This window comes from Streptomyces sp. NWU339 (genome assembly GCF_003143855.1).
Lineage (GTDB): Bacteria > Actinomycetota > Actinomycetes > Streptomycetales > Streptomycetaceae > Streptomyces.
On sequence record NZ_QFRK01000013.1, the window covers coordinates 63,130 to 80,873 of the forward strand.

Below are 17,744 nucleotides of genomic sequence, written 5' to 3' on the forward strand. Positions count from 1 at the left end.
CCCTGCATCAGGGTGCGGCGCCGGCGGGCGGGCCGAAGAGCTCGTCCTGGGCGCGGTCCCGGGCCGTCAGGAGGGCACCGCGCAGCACCGCGCCGCCACCCAGGAGGCTCGCACGCACCTCGGTGGACAGCGGGGACATCCGGGCCGTCCGGGCCTGTACACGGGCGGCGAGTTCCGTACCGCCGGCCTGGCCGATCTCCCCGCCGAGCACCACGCATCCGGGATCCAGCAGCGCCGCCACCGCCGCGACCCCCACGGCGACGCGGTCCGCGAGGGCGTCAAGGAAGCGCGCGTCCGCCGAGGCCGGCTCCTCGCGTGCTCTCGCGGCGGCCGCCCGTACCGCTCCCGCCGCCACCGGTTCCGTGTCCGGCTCGGCCACGACCCCGTGCTCCCCCGCCAGTTCCGCGACCGCCGCCGCGGCCGCGAGGGAGTGGAAGCCGCCGCCGCAGTCGGTGGCCGACGGCAGGCCGGGGGTGCCCGGGACCGGCAGGAAGCCGATCTCGCCCGTGCCGCCGGAGGCGCCACGGCGCAGGGAGCCGTCCAGGATCACGGCCGCGCCGGTGCCGTGGCCCAGCCAGAGCAGGACGAAGGTGTCGCGGCCCCGGGCGGCGCCGTCGCGCTGCTCGGCCAGGGCGGCGAGGTTGGTCTCGTTCTCGAGACTGACGCGCGCCTCGGGCAGCCGCTCCTGCAGCGCGGCCACCAGCAGGCGGTGCCATTCCGGCAGCCCCTTGGACACCCGCAGTTCGCCGCTCGCCGGGTCGATCAGCCCGGGGGCGCCGATGCCGACGGTGTGCAGCCGGTCGGCGCCCGCCTCCTTCACCGTCCGCTCGACCAGCGCCACCGCCCGCTCCACGGCCGGACCGGTCCCGGCGTTCACCGCGATCGGCGCGTAGGCCTCGGCCAGAACCGTACCGACGAGGTCGGACACGACCACGGCGACACCCTCGGTGCGCACGTCGAGCGCCGCCAGCTGCGCCCGGCCCGCGACGATCCCGTACACCTTCGCGTTCGGCCCGCGCCGCTGCTCCCCGGCCTCCCCGACCACCGTGATCAGCCCGGCCGCGGTCAGCCGCTCGACGAGGTCGGCGACGGTCGGCCGGGACAGGCCGGTCAGCTGCTTCAACTGCCCTGCCGTCAGCGGGCCTTCCTGCTGGAGCAGCCGCAGGGCGTTCCGGTCGTTGATGGCTCTGGCGGTGCTGGGGGATGCGGCCATGGCGTGATCCTTCCAGATGGCGGCCCGGGCCGGCGGCCGGCGAGCGACGGCCGGCGGGACCGGGTGGTGCGGCACCGGGCGCCCCGGACCGGGCGACTGGCGGAAATTCCCTTATCTATCAGGCAGCCTTCCTGATAGTTTACGGCGGCGCATGAGGGCCACGGCGACCGGAGGGGCGGGAGCATGACCGCAGAGGTGTACGGGCAGCGCAAGGTACGGAGGGCGCGGTACGCCGTGGGCGCCGTGTTCGCCGTGCACGGCGCGGTCACCGGCTCGTTCGCCACGCGCGTGCCCTGGATCCAGGACCATGCCGGCGTGAGCCCGGGGCAGTTGGGGCTCGCGCTCGCCTTCCCCGCGGTCGGCGCCTCTCTCGCGATGCCGCTGGCGGGGCGGGTCAGCCACCGCTTCGGCGCCCGCACCGCGCTGCGCGGACTGATCGCCCTGTGGACGCTCGCGCTGGTCCTGCCGTCGATCGCCCCGAACCTGCTGACGCTCTGTCTGGTCCTGTTCGTCTACGGCGCCACGGCCGGCATGTCCGACGTGGCGATGAACGCCCTGGGGGTGGAGGTGGAGAACCGGCTCGAGCGGTCGATCATGTCCGGGCTGCACGGTATGTGGAGCGTCGGCGCCCTGATCGGCTCGGCGGCCGGCACACTCGCCGCGCACCTCGGCGCGGACGCCCGGCTGCACCACGCGCTCGCGGCCGGTGTCCTGACGGTGGCGGGCGTCGCCGCCGCGGGCCACGTGCTCGATCTGCAGCCCGCCGGGGACGAGGAGCCGCCGCCGAGGTTCGCGCTGCCGCCCCGCTCCGCGCTGCTGATCGGCGCCATCGGCTTCTGCGCGGTCTTCGCGGAGGGTGCGAGCCTCGACTGGTCGGCGGTCTATCTGCGCGACCGGTTGGAGACCTCGGCGGGTCTCGCCGCGGCCTGCACCACCGGGTTCACGCTCACCATGGCGATCGTCCGGCTCGCCGGTGACCGGGTGGTGGACCGCTACGGCGCGGTGCGCACGGTGCGCACGAGCGGTGTCGTCGCCGTCACCGGCGGACTGCTGATCGTCCTCGCCCCGCACCCCGCGACGGCGATGGCCGGGTTCGCGCTGATGGGCCTCGGCATCGCGGTGGTGGTGCCGCTGTGCTTCGCCGCGGCGGGCCGCAGCGGTACCAATCCCAGCCTCGCCATCGCGGGCGTCGCGACCATCACGTACACCTCGGGCCTGATCGCTCCGAGCGCGATCGGCCTGCTGGCCCAGGCGACCAGCCTGACGGTGTCGTTCGTCCTGGTCACCGTGTTGTCGTGCGGTCTGGCCGGCCTCGCGGGCGTGCTGCGCTCCGGTGACCGCGTGAAGGTCATCCGCCCGGACGCAGCAGTTCCCGGCCCGCGGCCCTGAACACCTCGCTCCAGGGCGCCGGGCGCAGGGTTTTCGCGTTCAGCCGTACCAGCACCCGGCTCCCCCGCGCGTAGGTCACCGCCCCGTCCCGCGAGCAGAAGCGGAAACCGTAGGTCAGTCCGGTCGTCCCCAGCCGCTCCAGCCACAGGTGGACGGCGTAGGCGCCGGTCCGGGTCACCGGGGCCTCGTAGCCGATCCGCAGTTCCCTGACCGCGTTGCAGGCGTCGCCGGCCGCCGTCCAGTCGCCCTCGAAGCGGATGCCGTGTTCCTCCCACAGTTCGATCCAGGCCCGCTCGACCATCAGCGGATAGCGCGCGTTGTGCAGCAGCCCCAGCGCGTCGAGGTCGTCGAAGTGGACGGTCACGGGGATCAGCCGGCCGTACGACAGGGCGGGGACGGTCGGGGCTTCGGCGGTCACGGCGGGACTCCTGGTGCGTACGGAATGAGTGCCGCCTACACGAACCAACGGCGCGCCCTCATCCTAAGCAGGCGCTCAGACAGCCGGGGCAAGCCCGTCCAGGTGTACGAAGCACACCTGCTCAGCCCCGACAATGGTCCGGACACGCTGCACGAACGACGAAAGCGACAGCCCATGGATCTCGGCGTCCGCTGGACACTGCACGGAGACGGACGCACCCCGGCTCCCGGCGCGGTGGTCCGCCCCGACGAACGGCTCTCCTGGCCCCGTACCGCGGGGCTCGGCGCCCAGCACGTCGTGGCGATGTTCGGGGCGTCCTTCGTCGCCCCGGTACTGATGGGCCTGGACCCCAACCTCGCGATCATGATGTCGGGCGTCGCGACCATCGTCTTCCTGCTGGCCACACGCGGCCGGGTGCCCAGCTATCTGGGCTGCTCGCTCTCCTTCGTCGGCGTCGCCGCGGTCATCCGGGCCCAGGGCGGGTCGAGCGCCACCGTGACCGGGGCGGTGTTCGTGGTCGGGGCCGCGCTGTTCCTGGTGGGGCTCGCGGTGCGGCGTTTCGGGGCGCGGATCATCCACGCCACGATGCCGCCGATCGTCACCGGCGCGGTGGTGATGCTGATCGGCTTCAACCTGGCACCGGTGACCGCCGCCACGTACTGGCCGCAGGACCAGTGGACCGCCCTGGCCGTGATGCTGTTCACCGGCCTGGCGGTGGTGTGCCTGCGGGGCTTCTGGTCCCGTATCGCGATCTTCCTCGGGCTGGTCTTCGGGTACGCGCTCTCCTGGGTCCTCGACCTGGTCTTCGGCCGGATCCACTCCGCGGACGCGAGCGGCAAGGTCACCGACCACTGGCGCCTGGACCTGTCCGGCGTGGGCCAGGCCGACTGGATCGGCCTGCCGAACCTGCACGGCCCGTCCTTCGAGTGGTCGGCGATCCTGGTCGCCCTGCCGGTCGTCATCGCGCTGATCGCCGAGAACGCCGGACACGTCAAGGCCGTCGGCGAGATGACCGGCGACAACCTCGACGACAAGCTGGGCACGGCCATCTCCGCCGACGGCGTCGGCTCCATGCTGTCCACCGCCGTCGGCGGCCCGCCCAACACCACCTACTCCGAGAACATCGGCGTGATGGCGGCGACCCGTGTCTACTCGACCGCCGCGTACTGGGCCGCCGCGTGCTTCGCCCTGCTGTTCGGCCTCTGCCCGAAGTTCGGCGCGGTCGTGGCCGCGATCCCCGGGGGTGTGCTCGGCGGGATCACCGTCATCCTGTACGGCATGATCGGCCTGCTCGGCGCCCAGATCTGGATCAACGCCAAGGTGGACCTGCGCAATCCGCTGAACCTGGTACCGGCCGCCGCGGGCATCATCATCGGCGTCGGCAACGTCACCATGGAGTTCACCGACACCTTCTCGCTCAGCGGCATCGCGCTCGGCACCCTCGTCGTCATCACCGGGTACCACGCGCTGCGCGCCTTCGCGCCGGCCCACCTCAAGACCCAGCCGCCGCTGCTCGACGCCGGCACCTCCGCCTACGACGAGAACGGGGGCGAGAACGGCGGGGGCGAGGCGGACGGCGGGGGCACTCAGCGCGCCAAGTCGTAGGCGTACGACGGGGTGAAGGTGCCCGGCGCGCCCTTGCAGCCGTCCGACTCCCCCGGCAGTTTCACCCAGAGGTAGGCGTCGATCCCGGCCTCGCCGGTGCTGAGCGTCGGGGTCCGGCCGAGCTTGCGGCCGGCGGGGTCGCACCATTCGCCGTCGGCCGGGGCGCCGTTGCCGTTGCGGCTGGTGTCGATCACCGCGCCCAGGCCGGGCGGGCCGCCGAGCGCGTCGAGCACCTGCCGGTTGTGGGCGATCTCGTCGGCCGTGTCGTGGAAGTTGGAGACGTTGCTGAAGACGCCGTCGGAGGAGGCCGCCGACGCGGCCCCGGCCTGCCTCAGCCAGTCGGCCTGTCGCGCGGGCGCGTTCCAGCCGGAGTGCCCGGCGTCGTAGTAGACGCGGGCCCGGGAGTTGGCCTCCTTCAGTACCCGTCCGGCGCGGGCCAGTGAGGCGAAGCGGTCGGCGCGCTGCCCTGCGGAGAGGCATTCGACCTGGGCGAGGGAGTCCGGCTCCAGGATCACGATGACCTCGCCGGACCCCAGCCCGGCGGCGAACCGGTCGATCCAGCCGTCATAGGCGTCCAGATCGGGCGCTCCGCCCCGGGAGTGCCCGCCGCAGTCGCGGTCGGGGATCGTGTACGGCACGAGGACGGGCACCCGGCCCCGTGCGGCGCCGGCCGAGGTGATCGCGCGCACCCGCGCGGTGACCGTGTCCGGTGAGTGGTCGGCGAACCACACGGCCGCCGGCTGGTCGCCGATGCGGGACTCTATGACCGCGCGGCGCGGATCGCCGGGATGGGCCCGCACCCAGTCCAGGACCTGGGACTCGGGGTGGCGGTAGAGCCGGGGGGACACCGGGGCCGACCGCGGCTCCCGCGCGCTGTGCGACGCGGACGGCGTGGTACTCGTCCTTTTCGCACGGGGCTCGGGAGAGGCCGACGCGGAGGGGGACGGCTCCTCGGGCGACGGGGACACCGACGGCACGACGGGCAGTGCTTCCAACCGCGGCGACGCGGTCACCTCGGGCCGTGCCTCGTCCGAGCCGCGTCCGTCATCCACCGAAGAGACCACCCCGGCGGCGGTGCCGACCGCCACCACGAGGGAGGCGGCCGCCACCATGGCGGCACGCCGGGCCGCGCCTCTGCGCGCGGACCGCCGGGCAGCCAGGCGTTGGGCACGCGAGCCTGACACGGTGCTGCTCCCCCTCCCCCACGACGGGCGCGTTCCCCCGATCCGGGGAAACGTCGAGCCCGCCGCCACTGGCACCACACTAAAGGTGCGACTCTGCGCTCATGGCGCAATGCGAACAAGACCGTCAAGTCCGCACCCCCGTAGACACCGTCGTCTCCCGGATGCGCGCCCTCGACTCCGCCCTGCCCCGCCGGGACGGGATCGCGGTCTTCAACCGCGTCTACCTCGCGGTGACGACGGAGGTGGACCGGCGCATCGACGCCGGTCTGCCGGCGGACGCGCGGGCGGCGGTCACCCTGGACGTGCTGTTCGCCGAGCGCTACCTGGCCGCCGTCGAGGCGGTGTCCGAGGGCCGCCGCCCACCGGCCTGCTGGCGTCCGCTGTTCCAGTTCCGCCATCATCCGGGCGTACGTCCGCTGCAGTTCGCGCTGGCGGGCATCAACGCGCACATCGGCCACGACCTGGCGCTCGCCGTCGTGGACACCTGCCGTACGCTCGGCTGCGAACCCGCCCGGGTGGAGGACGAGTTCGACCATGTGGGCGACCTCCTGGTCACGCTGGAGGAGCGCATCCGCGAGGACCTGATGCCGGGTCCCGACCTGCTCCAGCTCGCCGACCCGATGACCCATCTGCTCGCTGCGTGGAGCCTGGACCGCGCCCGGGACGCCGCCTGGACGGCGGCCCGCGCGCTGTGGGCGCTGCGCGGACTGCCGGACGTCGCCGAGGAGTTCGCCGCGCGGCTGGACATGGCGGTCGGCTTCGCCGGACGCATGCTGCTCACGCCCCTGCCCGACTGACCCGGGCGGTCCGGCCGCGAGCCGGGCGGGCTCCGGGAGTGCCAGGGAGTTCCCGGGGGCCCCGGGGGCCCCGGGGGCCCCGGGGGGGGTGGCTCAGTCGTCGGAGAGTTCCACCGGCGCGATCTCGTCGTAGACGTCACCGGGACCGGGGTTGGTCGCGTCGGTCGCTCCACCGAAGTGGTGCATGACGCCCCAGACCGCGTTCAACGCGGTCTGGACGGCGCCCTCGGCCCAGCCGGCCGTCCAGGAGATGTCGTCGCCGGCCAGGAAGACGCCCCGCTTGTCCTCGGGCAGCCGGTCCTGCATGAAGTGCGTGAACAGGCGCCGCTGATAGCGGTAGTGGCCGGGCAGGTTGGCCTTGAAGGCCCCCATGAAGTAGGGCTCGTTCTCCCAGGAGACGGTCACTGGGTTGCCGATGATGTGCTTCCTGATGTCGACCGTCGGGTAGATCTCGCCCAGCGACTTCAGCATGACCTCCATCCGCTCGTTCGGCGACAGCGGCAGCCACTTCAGGCTGTCGTCGCACCAGGTGTACGAGAGGCAGATGACGGCGGGCTTGTCCGGGCCGTCGTCGAGCAGGTAGGTGCCGCGGGTCATCCGGTCGGTGAGCGTCATCGACATGACGTCCCGCCCTGTCGGGTTCCCGTTCTCGTCGACGGCCTCGTCCAGCCAGAAGGGCCGGTCCACGGGTACGAAGAGCTTGGAGCTCTCCATGTAGTGGGTGCGCTCGATGGCGGTCCAGTGGTCGATGGGGAAGAGCGATTCGTCGCAGGCGATCTTGGAGAGCAGCATCCAGGACTGGGCGGTGAAGACGGCCGCCCGGTAGGTGCGGATGTCCCCGTTCGCGTCCGTCACCGTGATGTGGTGGCCGGCGGTGCGGTGCAGCCGCGTCACCGCCGGGCGGGGCTCGCCGTCGGTGTGCAGGGACTTCAGCGAGGTGCCGTACGGCCAGTGGACGATCTTCTCCGGCTCGCGCTCCCACAGGCGCAGCGGCAGCTGCTGGGAGCCGCCGACGATGCCGCGGTGGTGGTCGTCGGCCTCGGTGTAGACGACCCGCAGGATCTCCAGGATGGAGTTGGGGAAGTCGGTGTCCCAGCCGCCGGTGCCGAAGCCGACCTGGCCGAAGATCTCGCGGTGCCGGAAGGACTTGAAGGCCTCGGAGTCGCAGAGGAAACCGTAGAAGGTCTGGTTGTCGAGCTTCTCCACCAGTCGCGACCAGATCTCGCGGATGCGCGGGACGTCCCGCTCGCGCAGGGCGCGGTTCATGTCGGAGAAGTCGGCGCCCTCCTCCAGGCAGCGGTTCCAGGCGTCCGCCACGTCCCGGTAGACCTGCGGCAGGTCGTCGGGCGTCTCGGCGTAGTGCGACTCGCCCTTGAGGTCGACGACGGTCGAAGGCGTCGCCTCGGCAAGGGGGTTGGGGAAGGGTCGGGTCTCGAGTCCCACCAGGTCGATGTAGTGCTGGAGGGCGGTGGAGGACGGCGGGAAGCGCATCGCGCCCATCTCGGCGGTGAGCGAGGGGTCGCAGCCCTCGAAGCCGACGGTGCGCAGTCGGCCGCCGATCCGGTCGGCCTCGTACACGACGGGCTTGAGGCCCATCTTCATCAGCTCGTAGGCGGCGATGATCCCGGACAGGCCGCCGCCGACGACCGCGACCTCGGTGCCGTGCTCGGTCGCGGGGATCTGGCCGAGGCCCGCGGGGTGGGCGAGGAAGTCGTCGTACGCGTACGGGAAGTCCGGGCCGAACATGGTGATCGGCGGCTGCTGCTCATCGGCGTGCTCGACGGCGTTGGGCACCGTGGACGTCATGGGGTGCGGACTCCTTGCGCGAACGGTCTTCGAGGTGTCAAGGGAGGCGGGGTTCAGCCGCGGGGCCCGTACAGGCCGGGGCGGCGGTCCCGCAGATACGGGTTGTTCTCACGGGAGGCGGCGAGGAGCACGGGGTCCACGTCGGCGAGGACGAGTTCCTCGCCGCGGCCCGCCCGGGTACGGGCGACTCCGTCGGGTCCGGCGAGGGTGGACAGCCCCGCGAACTCCAACTCGTCCTCCTGGCCGACCCGGTTGACGTACGCGATGTACATCTGGTTCTCGAACGCCCGCACCGGCACGACGGATTCGGCGACGAACTGGAACGGGTGCATCAGCGCCGTGGGCACCAGGAGGAGGTCGGTGCCTGCCAGGGCGTGGGCGCGCGCGTTCTCCGGGAACTCGACGTCGTAGCAGATCAGCAGGCCGACGGTGAGGCCGTTGAGCTCCGCCTGGACGACCGGCTGGTCGCCCGGGGTGAAGTGCTCGTGCTCGAAGCTGCCGAAGAGGTGGGTCTTGCGGTAGTTCGCGAGGCGGGTGCCGTCGGCGGAGACGAGCTGGAGGGAGTTGTGGACCGTGCCGTCGGTGCGTTCCGGGTAGCTGTAGGCGATGGCGAGTCCGTGCCGGGTGGCCGTCCGTGCGATCGCGTCGGCCGCGTCGCCGTCGGCGGGCTCGGCGAGCGCCGTGATGTCGTCGCCGATGGCGTACCCCGTCAGGAACAGCTCCGAGGTCACGAGCAGCCCGGCGCCGGCCGCGGCGGCGCGGCCCGCGGCCTCGTCGAGGACCTTGAGGTTCCCGGCGACGGATCCGGGCCGTCCGGAGCTCTGGAGCAGGGCGGTGCGCATGCGTTTTCCTCATCGGTACGCGGGGGTTTCGGGGGGTCGCACAGACGCTACGTCCGGTCTGCTCGACCGGACAAGAAGGAGCCGTTGCGTGCCCATGAGCGAACTGTTGCGTCCGCCGCGGGGTCGGCGGCGATTCGTTGCACGCCCCCGGTTCGGCGCCCGTGCCGGGGAGGTGGAGGCGACGCCGGGGGCCGTCCTGCCCGTCCGTTCCACCTGTGTGAAGACCGTCGTGGACCGCCGTGCGAAGCACCCGGGGGCCGCCGCGTGGACATGGCGGTCGGGCGGCCCCGGGGTCACAGCTCCCGGAGCCGCGCGACGATCTCGCGCAGCAGCTCCGGGTCGGTCGTCGGCCCGCCCGGTCGGCGCGGTGCGCCGATCCACACCAGACCGGCCCCCGCCAGGTCGGCGAGCAGTACGTGGACGACGGTCAGGGGCAGGTCGGCGTGCGCCGCGAGTTCGACGACCGGCAGCGGGCCCCGGCGGCGCACCAGGTCGAGCAGGGCGGCGCGGGCGTGGTCGACACCTGGCCGTGCCAGGCCGGACTCCACGGCGCTGACCTGGGACAGCAGGGTGATGGTGGGCCCTCCCGAGGGCCGGGTCCGGCCCCGCGTGACGGTATAGGGGCGCACCATCGAGCCGGTCTCGTCCTCGTACCAGTGATCGTCGTCGGTCACGGCAGCGGGGACACGCCGTCCGTCTCCTCGAGCACCTCTGGCTCCTGGGACTCCAGGTCCGCAAGCACTCCTCCCGGCAGCAGCACGGTGGCCGTCGTCCCGCCGTACGGGGACTCGCGCAGTGTCACCTCGATGGCGTGACGTGCGGCGAGCCGGCCGACCACGTACAAGCCGAGCCGGTCGTGACGGGACGGGTCGAAGTCGTCGGGGTGGCTGAGGGTGCGATGGGCCTCGTGGAGCGGTCCGGAGCCGAGGCCGGGTCCCCGGTCGTCGATCCGCAGGACGAAGCCGCCGCGCTCCCGGCCGGTGCGCAGGGTCACGCGGGTGTGCGGGGGCGAGAACACCGTGGCGTTCTCCAGGAGTTCGGCGAGGAGGTGGACGACGTCGGCGACGGCGTCCGCCGCGATCCCGACCCGGTCCATGGGCGGCACCTCCACCCGTGTGTAGTCCTCGATCTCACTCACGGCGGAGGAGACGATGTCGGCCACGGGCACGGGCCGGCGCCATCTGCGGCCCGGGGCCGCGCCGGAAAGGATGACCAGGTTCTCCGCGTGACGCCGCATCCGGGTGGTGAGGTGGTCGATGCGGAACAGCTGCTCCAGCATCTCGGGATCGTCCGTGCGCCGTTCCAGCGTGTCGACCAGCTTCAGCTGGCGATGCACCAGGGTCTGGTTGCGCCGGGCGATGGTGAGCAGCACGGCGAACAGCCCGCGGCGCAGGGTGGCCTGCCGGACGGCGGCCTCGACGGCGGCGAGCCGGGCGGCGTTGAAGGACCGGCCGACCTGACCGATCTCGTCGGGCTCCGCCTCCGCCTCGGCCAGCGGCGGTGCCTCGGCGGCCGCGTTCACCTCCTCGCCGGCGCTCAACCTGGCCATCACGTTTGGCAGTTGTCGACTGGTCAGCAGGTCGGCGGAGTCCCGCAGCAGTTCCAGGCGGCGGGAGATACGGCGGGCGCCGCGCACCGCCCACCACAGGGACAGGCCGATGGCCGCCAACCCGAGCCCGCCCACGACGGCTGCCTTGATCAGCTCCTGATGGGCGAAGGCCCGGCCGCGCTCGGCGGAGTTGAGGGCCGCCTGGGTGCACAGCTCCATGTAGCGCTTGACGGCCCGGTCGGTGGTCGTACGCCAGGACTCGGCCGCGACGGCCTTACCGGCGCCCTCCGGCCCTGCCCGCAGCAGTGCGTCCTCGCTCCGAGTCAACGCGCCGTGCAGTTCGTCGTGTTGGAACTCCTCGAACAGTGTCCGTGAGTCGGTCGGTAGATCGGGCACGTACGTCTGCTCGAAGACCCGGCGGTGCTCGATCGTCGCGGTGAGCGTGTCGTACTGCCGGTCGGTCAGTTGGCCGGCCGCGCGCGCCCCGGCGACGAGGGCGTCCTCGCGGGAGACGAACTCCCGTACCCGGACGAGCTCGACGACGACCTGCGCCTCCCGTGCGAGCTGCCCGGCCTGCAGTGCGGTGAGGGCGGACTGGATGTCGAACCCGGGTTCCACCAGCGCACCGTACTCGTCGACGGCCCGGTCCCAGGAGATGTCCCGGGACAGGACCCGGTGGCGCAGCTCCTCGAGTTCGTCGGCGGCGCCGACCATGGCGTCGAGGGCCTGGCGCTGCGGTCCGGAGAGCCGCTCGCGGTCGCCGTTCCGGATCGCGTCGCGCATGGCGTTCACGGCGCGGTCGGTGCGGCGCTGCTGTTCCATGAGGTCCAGGGCCGCGGACGTGCGGTGGCCCGCCCCCAAGTCCCCCAAGTACGCAGCGGCGAGTCGCCGTTCGATCTGGATCTGCCCGATCGCCGTGTCGACGGGCGTGCCGAAGTCCTCGTACACGCCCTGCAGCCGGATCAGGGCGCGCAGTTCTCCGGTGACCGACACCATGGTGAAGGTCCACAGCACCAGCAGGGCGAACGCCGGGGCGAACGCGAGCGCGACGATGCGGGCGCGGACCGTGGTGGGACGGCCGACGAGTCGGCGCATGGCTCTCCCAGGACGCTCGGGTGACTGGGTGGCGAAGCAGCCATCGACCGCTATTACCGGCCGGTAGCGAGTGGCGCACAACCTACGGGATGCCGCGCGACGAGCGCAATGGCCTCACGAGTATCAGGAGCAACGCTGTCATCAGATACGGCAGCGCGAGCACGGCGAAGGCCGTGCTGTGTCCGCCGCGTGAGGCGATCACCGCGTAGCCGCCGAACACCGCGACCGTGGCCAGCTCGGTGGCCAGTCCCGCGACCGAGGTCAGGGTGGCCCGCCCGGTGTCCGTGATCCGCCGCTGGAGCCGCGCGTCGGCCAGTACGGTCGCCGCCTGGAAGCCGCCGAAGGCGAGGGCGACGAGCACGAGCCCGGCCGTCGTGCCCGGGGCGGAACCGACGGCCAGGACGAGCCCGGAGCCCGCGAGCAGGCTCGCGAGTCCGGTCGTGCCGAGGCGTTCGCCCTCCCCGGCCAGCAGGCTTCCGGCGGTGGCACCGGCCCAGATCAGCAGGAGCAGCCAGGGAACCGTCTCGTCCGCGGCGCCGGTGTCCCGCACCAGCAGCGGCGTGTACTCGTCGAGGGCGCCCCAGACGGCACCCACGGCCGGTACGAGCAGCAGCGCGCCGCACACCGACCGGTCGGCCCGGGCCTCGGCGAGCCCGGCGCGCAGGGGCGCGGTCCAGCCCTCGTGTGCGGCTGCCGGGCGGCGGTGCTCCGGAAACCGGAGGGCCGTGGCCGCGGTCAGCACGCACCCCAGGACGCTGGCGGCACCGACGGCGGTGTGGCCGCCCCAGGCCAGCACCGGACCGGCGAGCCCCATGGCCGCCATCACGGCGACCAGTCCCGCCGCGCGGGCGCGGCCCATGACGCGGGCGTAGCGGTCGGCCGCGTCGAGCCGCTCCAGTTCGTCGTGGACGAGGGCCTCCAGCGCACCGGAGGCGAGCGCTCCCCCGGCTCCCCACAGCACGAAGCCGGTCGCGAAGGCACCGTAGGAGGGCAGCAGCACCCACAGGGCGAAGCCCGCGGCGGTGAGCAGCGGGCCGAGCCACAGCAGCAGGCGCCGGGACACGGCGTCCGCCCAGACACCGGAGGGGACCTCCAGCAGGACGCCGGTGACCGACCAGAGGGCGAACAGGGAGGAGATCTGCCAGACCGTCAGACCGGTGTCGCTGAACAGCAGCGCGTACACCGGGTAGAGCAGCACGAAGTCTTCGAGGAACGCGTAGCCGTACAGCGTGGTCGTCAGCCGTCGGACGCGGGGGTCGGGCGCACGCGTGGGCGTGGGAGTCATGAGGCCTTCCCGTAAGGGCGGTTCGGACACCGGACGTGGAGGACGTACGGCTACCGGGGCGGCCCACGGGAGGCACGAGGGGTGGATCAATGTCGCCAGGTCATGGAACCGAGGGTAGACGCCCGGGCCGGATGCGGCCCGGGGTTTTTGCGTCCGACCGCACGGTGACGGCTCCGGGGTGAAGGGCTGAGGGGACAGCCGGTATCCGTTGACCGCGGTGAAGCATGCCCGGACGAGGACCAGGTGCGTCACCTGCCGTTGAAGTGCTCTCCTTCCTCCACAGGATCGGGAAGGAGATCCCTGCCTGCCTTGCGGTGGCGCGCTCGACGCGACGGGCACGCCTGACGACTGCCCTCCCTGCAGCGGGGGCCTCCCCTGCCCGGAGCGAAGCCGAGGGCTGCCGAGAGCTCGGGAGGCATCCTCCACCAGCCGGGCGCCGGTGATCCGGTTGTCCTTCGCCGGACCGGCGCCCCCGGACCGGTTCGTTCCCGAGGTCTCAGGTGGGCGACCCCGACGAGAAGCGGCGCAGCAGCGGTGACAGCACCAGTACGGACTTGGTCCGCTCGACGAACGGCTCCCCCGCGATCCGTTCCAGGACCCGTTCGAAGTGCCGCATGTCGGCGGCGAAGACCTGGGCGACCGCGTCCGCCTCCCCGGTGACGGTGGAGGCGGACACGACCTCCTGGTAGCGCTCCAGGCCCCGCTGGATGGTCTCCGGGGAGGTGTTGCCGCGGCAGTAGATCTCGACGAACCCCTCGGTCTCCCAGCCGAGGGCGGCGGGGTCCACCCGTACCGTGAAACCGGTGATGGCACCGGTGGCGCGCAGCCGGTCCACGCGCCGCTTCACCGCGGGCGCGGACAGGCCGACGAGCTGGCCGATGTCCGCGTAGGAGCGGCGGGCGTCCTCGGCGAGGGCGTGCACGATGCGTTCGTCGAGATCGTTCAGCACTGCGGGTGGTTCACTTCGCTTCTGGGAGGTCCACAACGGGGCCGGTGGGGTCGGGCTGGTACGGAATCGGCCGGGGCGGGTCAGGTCCAGCTGGCGTGCAGCGGCTTGCCCTCGGCGTAGCCGGCGGCGCTCTGGACGCCGACGACGGCCTTCTCGGCGAACTCCTCCAGGGAGCCGGCGCCCGCGTACGTGCAGGAGGAGCGGACGCCCGCGATGACCGAGTCGATCAGGTCCTCGACGCCGGGCCGGGCCGGGTCGAGGAACATGCGGGAGGTGGAGATGCCCTCCTCGAACAGCGACTTGCGGGCCCGGTCGTAGGCCGACTCCTCCGAGGTGCGGTTGCGCACGGCACGCGTGGAGGCCATGCCGAAGGACTCCTTGTAGGGGCGGCCGTCCGCGTCGTGCTGGAGGTCGCCGGGGGACTCGTAGGTCCCGGCGAACCAGGAGCCGACCATCACGTTGGACGCACCGGCCGCGAGCGCCATCGCGACGTCGCGCGGGTGGCGGACACCGCCGTCGGCCCACACGTGCTTGCCGTACTTCCTCGCCTCCGCCGCGCACTCCAGCACCGCGGAGAACTGCGGCCGGCCGACGCCGGTCATCATGCGGGTGGTGCACATGGCGCCGGGGCCGACACCGACCTTGACGATGTCCGCGCCGGCCTCGATCAGATCGCGCACCCCCGCGGCGGCGACGACGTTGCCCGCGGCGACCGGGACCTGCGGATCGAGGTCGCGCACCAGCTTCAGCGCGCTGATCATCGACTCCTGGTGCCCGTGCGCCGTGTCGATGACGAGCGTGTCGACGCCCGCCTCCAGCAACTGCTGGGCCTTGCCCCCGACATCGCCGTTGATGCCGACGGCCGCGGCGATCCGCAGCCTGCCCTGCGCGTCGGTGGCCGGCGTGTACAGGGTGGCCCGCAGGGCGCCCTTGCGGGTGAGGATGCCGGCGAGGCGGCCGTCCTTGGCGACGGCGGGGGCGTAGCGCCGGTTGGCGCCGTCCAGGGTGTTGAAGGCCTCGCGCGGGTCCATGTCGGCGTCGACGAGCAGCAGGTCGCGGGACATGACCTCGGTGAGCTGCGTGAAGCGGTCCACACCGGACAGGTCGGTGTCGGTGACCACGCCGACCGGCCGGTGCTCGTCGTCCACGACGACGCCCGCGTTGTGCGCGCGCTTGGGCAGCAGGGCGAGCGCGTCGGCGACGGTCTGGTGCGGGGCGAGCACGATGGGGGTGTCGAGGACCAGGTGGCGGCTCTTGACCCAGGAGACGACCTCGGTGACGACCTCGATCGGGATGTCCTGCGGGATGACCACGAGACCGCCCCGGCGGGCCACCGTCTCGGCCATGCGGCGGCCGGCGATGGCCGTCATGTTGGCGACGACGAGCGGGATGGTGGTGCCCGTGCCGTCCGGGGAGCTGAGGTCCACGCTCTGACGGGAACCGATGGCGGACCGGTTCGGCACCATGAAGACATCGTCGTACGTCAGGTCGTACGGGGGCTGGATGTCGTTGAGGAAACGCACGTGCTGCACATCCCAGTCGTTCAGAGGTGGCCCCCGGACAGGTCAGCCAGGGGGAAGAGCACGTACCTCATTGTCCCATGACGGCCGGAGCGCCTTCTCCGGTCGGATCGTCCAGGCCGTGCCGCCGGGCACTGGGAGGAATCTCCGAGCGTCCGGGCCACGGTGAGCGGCGGGGTACGCGGGGCCGAGCGGGCAGGCAGGGAGACGGGGACGAGCCGCGGCACCATGCGCCCGATGCCGCCACGCCCGCCCCGGGCCCACGCGTCGTCGGGGTCGGTCAGGGGCCGTCGGGGTCCGAGCGGTTGAGGGCGGACCTGGGGGCCGGTCCCGCCGCCATCAGGTAGTCCGCGGCCGAGGTGTCCGTCACCAGGCTGGTGACGAGCCCGGAGCGCAGCACCGCGTCGATGGCGGGGCCCTTGCGCTGCCCGCCGGCGATCGCGACGACCTCGGGGACCCGGCGGAGCTGGTCGGCCTTGACCGTGATGCACCGCTCGCCCAGGTCGCGGCCGACCCGGCGTCCGTCGGAGTCGAAGAGATGGGCCGACATCTCGGCGGCGACACCGAGCGAGGCGTAGTGCGCACGCTCCTCGTCCGAGAGCATGTCGTGCACCGTCGAGATGCCCGGCTCCCACGATCCGATGGAGACACAGGCGACCGTGACCTTGTCGAAGTACTCGAAGGCCCGCGCGATGCCCGTCTGGTGGCGCAGCGCCTGAGCGGTGGCCGCGTCCGGCAGCAGCATCGGCGCGTAGATGGGGTGGGCGTCGCCGCCCGACACCTGCGCGGCCCGCCGTACGGCCTCCACCGAGCCGCGCTCGGCGGTCCCGGCGTCGTACACGCCCGTGAGCTGCACGACCGTGCAGGGCGGCAGCCGGTCCAGGGCCGCCGCCATGTGGATGGTGGACCGGCCCCAGGCCAGGCCCAGCACATCACCTTCGTCGACCAGCTCGCCGAGCAGATCGGCGGCCACCTCTCCGAGGTTCTCGGGGTCGGGTGTCTCCTCGGCTTCGGCCGGGGACTCCACCACGACGGCGTGCCGCAGGCCGTAGCGGGCACGCAGCGCGTCGGAGCGCTCCGCGTCCAGCTCGGCGGGCACACGGATCTCGATGCGCACGAGATCCCGTTCGAGGGCGGTCTCCAGGACCCGGGCCACCTTGAAGCGGCTGACGCCGAACTCCTCGGCGATCTGGATCTTGGACTTGCCCTCGAGGTAGAAGCGGCGGGCCATGGCCGCCGCCTGCACCAGCTCAGCGGGTCCCATCCGCATGGCTGAACGGCCCGCCGCCGACATACCCGACACGGCGTTCTCCTCACTGCTGTTCACACTCTGGATTCGCCGTTCATCCTCGCAGATCCGGCGCGGTCGATCAGCCCTGCTGAAAGCCGTTCACGTTCTCGTGGCTCAGTGGTCGCATGCCCAGGACGCCCTGCCCGTGGCGGCCTCGGCCTGGCGGCGCAGTGCGCGGACCGCCTCGGCCGGGTCCGCCGCCCCGTACACGGCGGATCCCGCGACGAAGACGTCGGCGCCGGCATCGGCGCACTGCTCGATGGTGGACGCCGAGACCCCGCCGTCGACCTGCAGCCAGAGCTCCAGGCCGTGCTTGCTGATCAGCTCGCGGGTGCGGCGGATCTTCGGCAGCATGATGTCGAGGAAGGCCTGGCCCCCGAAGCCCGGCTCGACCGTCATGATCAGCAGCATGTCGAGCTCGGGGAGCAGGTCCTCGTACGGCTCGATGGGGGTCGCGGGCTTCAGCGCCATGGAGGCCCGCGCCCCCTTGGCCCGGATCTCGCGGGCCAGCCGCACCGGTGCGGCGGCCGCCTCCACGTGGAAGGTGACTGAACCGGCCCCCGCCTCGACGTACTGGGGCGCCCAGCGATCGGGGGCCTCGATCATCAGGTGGCAGTCCAGCGAAGTGTCCGTCGCACGGGCGAGCGACTCCACGACCGGCACACCGAGCGTGAGGTTCGGGACGAAGTGGTTGTCCATGACGTCGACGTGGAGCCAGTCGGCTCCCTCGACCGCCCGCGCCTCGTCCGCGAGGCGGGCGAAGTCGGCGGACAGAATACTGGGGTTGATCTGCGCGGCCAT

At 72.6% G+C, this 17,744-nt stretch carries 15 protein-coding genes; 3 read left to right on the top strand and 12 right to left on the bottom strand.

The window, feature by feature from the left end; genetic code table 11:
* Window positions 1–7: 7 nt before the first annotated feature.
* Window positions 8–1,213, bottom strand: a complete 1,206-nt coding sequence (locus DIZ27_RS17885) for an ROK family transcriptional regulator (protein WP_109379561.1) — start codon at window positions 1,211–1,213, stop codon at window positions 8–10.
* Window positions 1,214–1,396: 183 nt separating this feature from the next.
* On the opposite strand from DIZ27_RS17885, the gene DIZ27_RS17890 reads away from it, so the two are divergent.
* Window positions 1,397–2,602: an MFS transporter gene (locus tag DIZ27_RS17890; protein ID WP_109379428.1), complete on the top strand. Its 1,206-nt coding sequence runs from the start codon at window positions 1,397–1,399 to the stop codon at window positions 2,600–2,602.
* Here DIZ27_RS17890 and DIZ27_RS17895 read toward each other — a convergent pair.
* Window positions 2,562–3,020, bottom strand: coding sequence for a thioesterase family protein (locus DIZ27_RS17895; RefSeq protein WP_109379429.1), 459 nt, complete (start codon window positions 3,018–3,020; stop codon window positions 2,562–2,564). The two genes, DIZ27_RS17890 and DIZ27_RS17895, sit on opposite strands and share 41 nt — an antisense overlap.
* Window positions 3,021–3,194: 174 nt before the next feature.
* Here DIZ27_RS17895 and DIZ27_RS17900 point away from each other — a divergent pair, with 174 nt between their 5' ends.
* Complete coding sequence (locus DIZ27_RS17900) at window positions 3,195–4,625, top strand: uracil-xanthine permease family protein (RefSeq protein ID WP_109379430.1); 1,431 nt, start codon at window positions 3,195–3,197, stop codon at window positions 4,623–4,625.
* On the opposite strand, the gene DIZ27_RS17905 is transcribed toward DIZ27_RS17900, so the two are convergent.
* A complete protein-coding gene (locus DIZ27_RS17905; protein WP_109379431.1) occupies window positions 4,607–5,737 on the bottom strand; it encodes a glycoside hydrolase family 6 protein in 1,131 nt (376 codons plus the stop codon). The genes DIZ27_RS17900 and DIZ27_RS17905 overlap by 19 nt on opposite strands.
* A gap of 173 nt (window positions 5,738–5,910) precedes the next feature.
* Here DIZ27_RS17905 and DIZ27_RS17910 point away from each other — a divergent pair, with 173 nt between their 5' ends.
* A complete protein-coding gene (locus DIZ27_RS17910; RefSeq protein ID WP_109379432.1) occupies window positions 5,911–6,606 on the top strand; it encodes a DUF5995 family protein in 696 nt (231 codons plus the stop codon).
* Between the two features lie 93 nt (window positions 6,607–6,699).
* Here DIZ27_RS17910 and DIZ27_RS17915 read toward each other — a convergent pair whose 3' ends face one another.
* The 9 genes from DIZ27_RS17915 to rpe form a co-directional block, all read right to left on the bottom strand.
* Window positions 6,700–8,412: an NAD(P)/FAD-dependent oxidoreductase gene (locus tag DIZ27_RS17915; protein ID WP_109379433.1), complete on the bottom strand. Its 1,713-nt coding sequence runs from the start codon at window positions 8,410–8,412 to the stop codon at window positions 6,700–6,702.
* Between the two features lie 53 nt (window positions 8,413–8,465).
* Complete coding sequence (locus DIZ27_RS17920) at window positions 8,466–9,254, bottom strand: carbon-nitrogen hydrolase family protein (RefSeq protein WP_109379434.1); 789 nt, start codon at window positions 9,252–9,254, stop codon at window positions 8,466–8,468.
* Between the two features lie 293 nt (window positions 9,255–9,547).
* Entirely contained in the window at window positions 9,548–9,928 is a 381-nt protein-coding gene (locus DIZ27_RS17925; protein ID WP_258308428.1) for a DUF742 domain-containing protein, read from the bottom strand.
* On the bottom strand, window positions 9,925–11,898 hold the full coding sequence (locus DIZ27_RS17930) for an ATP-binding protein (protein WP_109379435.1): 1,974 nt from the start codon (window positions 11,896–11,898) through the stop codon (window positions 9,925–9,927). The genes DIZ27_RS17925 and DIZ27_RS17930 overlap by 4 nt, the downstream gene beginning before the upstream one ends.
* An 82-nt stretch (window positions 11,899–11,980) precedes the next feature.
* Window positions 11,981–13,183 (bottom strand): MFS transporter, encoded by a 1,203-nt coding sequence (locus DIZ27_RS17935; RefSeq protein WP_109379436.1) that lies wholly within the window; start codon window positions 13,181–13,183, stop codon window positions 11,981–11,983.
* A 496-nt stretch (window positions 13,184–13,679) separates the two neighbouring features.
* The gene (locus tag DIZ27_RS17940; protein WP_109379437.1) at window positions 13,680–14,132 is read right to left on the bottom strand and encodes an Lrp/AsnC family transcriptional regulator; all 453 of its coding nucleotides are present in this window, start codon (window positions 14,130–14,132) and stop codon (window positions 13,680–13,682) included.
* Window positions 14,133–14,212: 80 nt separating this feature from the next.
* Window positions 14,213–15,655: a GuaB1 family IMP dehydrogenase-related protein gene (locus tag DIZ27_RS17945; RefSeq protein WP_181383580.1), complete on the bottom strand. Its 1,443-nt coding sequence runs from the start codon at window positions 15,653–15,655 to the stop codon at window positions 14,213–14,215.
* A 277-nt stretch (window positions 15,656–15,932) separates the two neighbouring features.
* Window positions 15,933–16,979 carry a sugar-binding transcriptional regulator gene (locus DIZ27_RS17950; RefSeq protein ID WP_109379439.1) on the bottom strand — a complete coding sequence of 349 codons (1,047 nt, stop codon included), beginning with the start codon at window positions 16,977–16,979 and terminating at the stop codon, window positions 15,933–15,935.
* Window positions 16,980–17,057: 78 nt separating this feature from the next.
* Window positions 17,058–17,744, bottom strand: coding sequence for a ribulose-phosphate 3-epimerase (rpe, locus tag DIZ27_RS17955; RefSeq protein ID WP_109379440.1), 687 nt, complete (start codon window positions 17,742–17,744; stop codon window positions 17,058–17,060).

Excerpts from the sequence above, each read along its gene's own strand:
- DIZ27_RS17885 (WP_109379561.1), bottom strand. The coding sequence starts at position 1,213 with ATGGCCGCATCCCCCAGCACCGCCAGAGCCATCAACGACCGGAACGCC.
- DIZ27_RS17890 (WP_109379428.1), top strand. The coding sequence starts at position 1,397 with ATGACCGCAGAGGTGTACGGGCAGCGCAAGGTACGGAGGGCGCGGTAC.
- DIZ27_RS17900 (WP_109379430.1), top strand. The coding sequence starts at position 3,195 with ATGGATCTCGGCGTCCGCTGGACACTGCACGGAGACGGACGCACCCCG.
- DIZ27_RS17905 (WP_109379431.1), bottom strand. The coding sequence starts at position 5,737 with ATGGTGGCGGCCGCCTCCCTCGTGGTGGCGGTCGGCACCGCCGCCGGG.
- DIZ27_RS17910 (WP_109379432.1), top strand. The coding sequence starts at position 5,911 with ATGGCGCAATGCGAACAAGACCGTCAAGTCCGCACCCCCGTAGACACC.
- DIZ27_RS17915 (WP_109379433.1), bottom strand. The coding sequence starts at position 8,412 with ATGACGTCCACGGTGCCCAACGCCGTCGAGCACGCCGATGAGCAGCAG.
- DIZ27_RS17920 (WP_109379434.1), bottom strand. The coding sequence starts at position 9,254 with ATGCGCACCGCCCTGCTCCAGAGCTCCGGACGGCCCGGATCCGTCGCC.
- DIZ27_RS17930 (WP_109379435.1), bottom strand. The coding sequence starts at position 11,898 with ATGCGCCGACTCGTCGGCCGTCCCACCACGGTCCGCGCCCGCATCGTC.
- DIZ27_RS17935 (WP_109379436.1), bottom strand. The coding sequence starts at position 13,183 with ATGACTCCCACGCCCACGCGTGCGCCCGACCCCCGCGTCCGACGGCTG.
- rpe (WP_109379440.1), bottom strand. The coding sequence starts at position 17,744 with ATGGCCGCGCAGATCAACCCCAGTATTCTGTCCGCCGACTTCGCCCGC.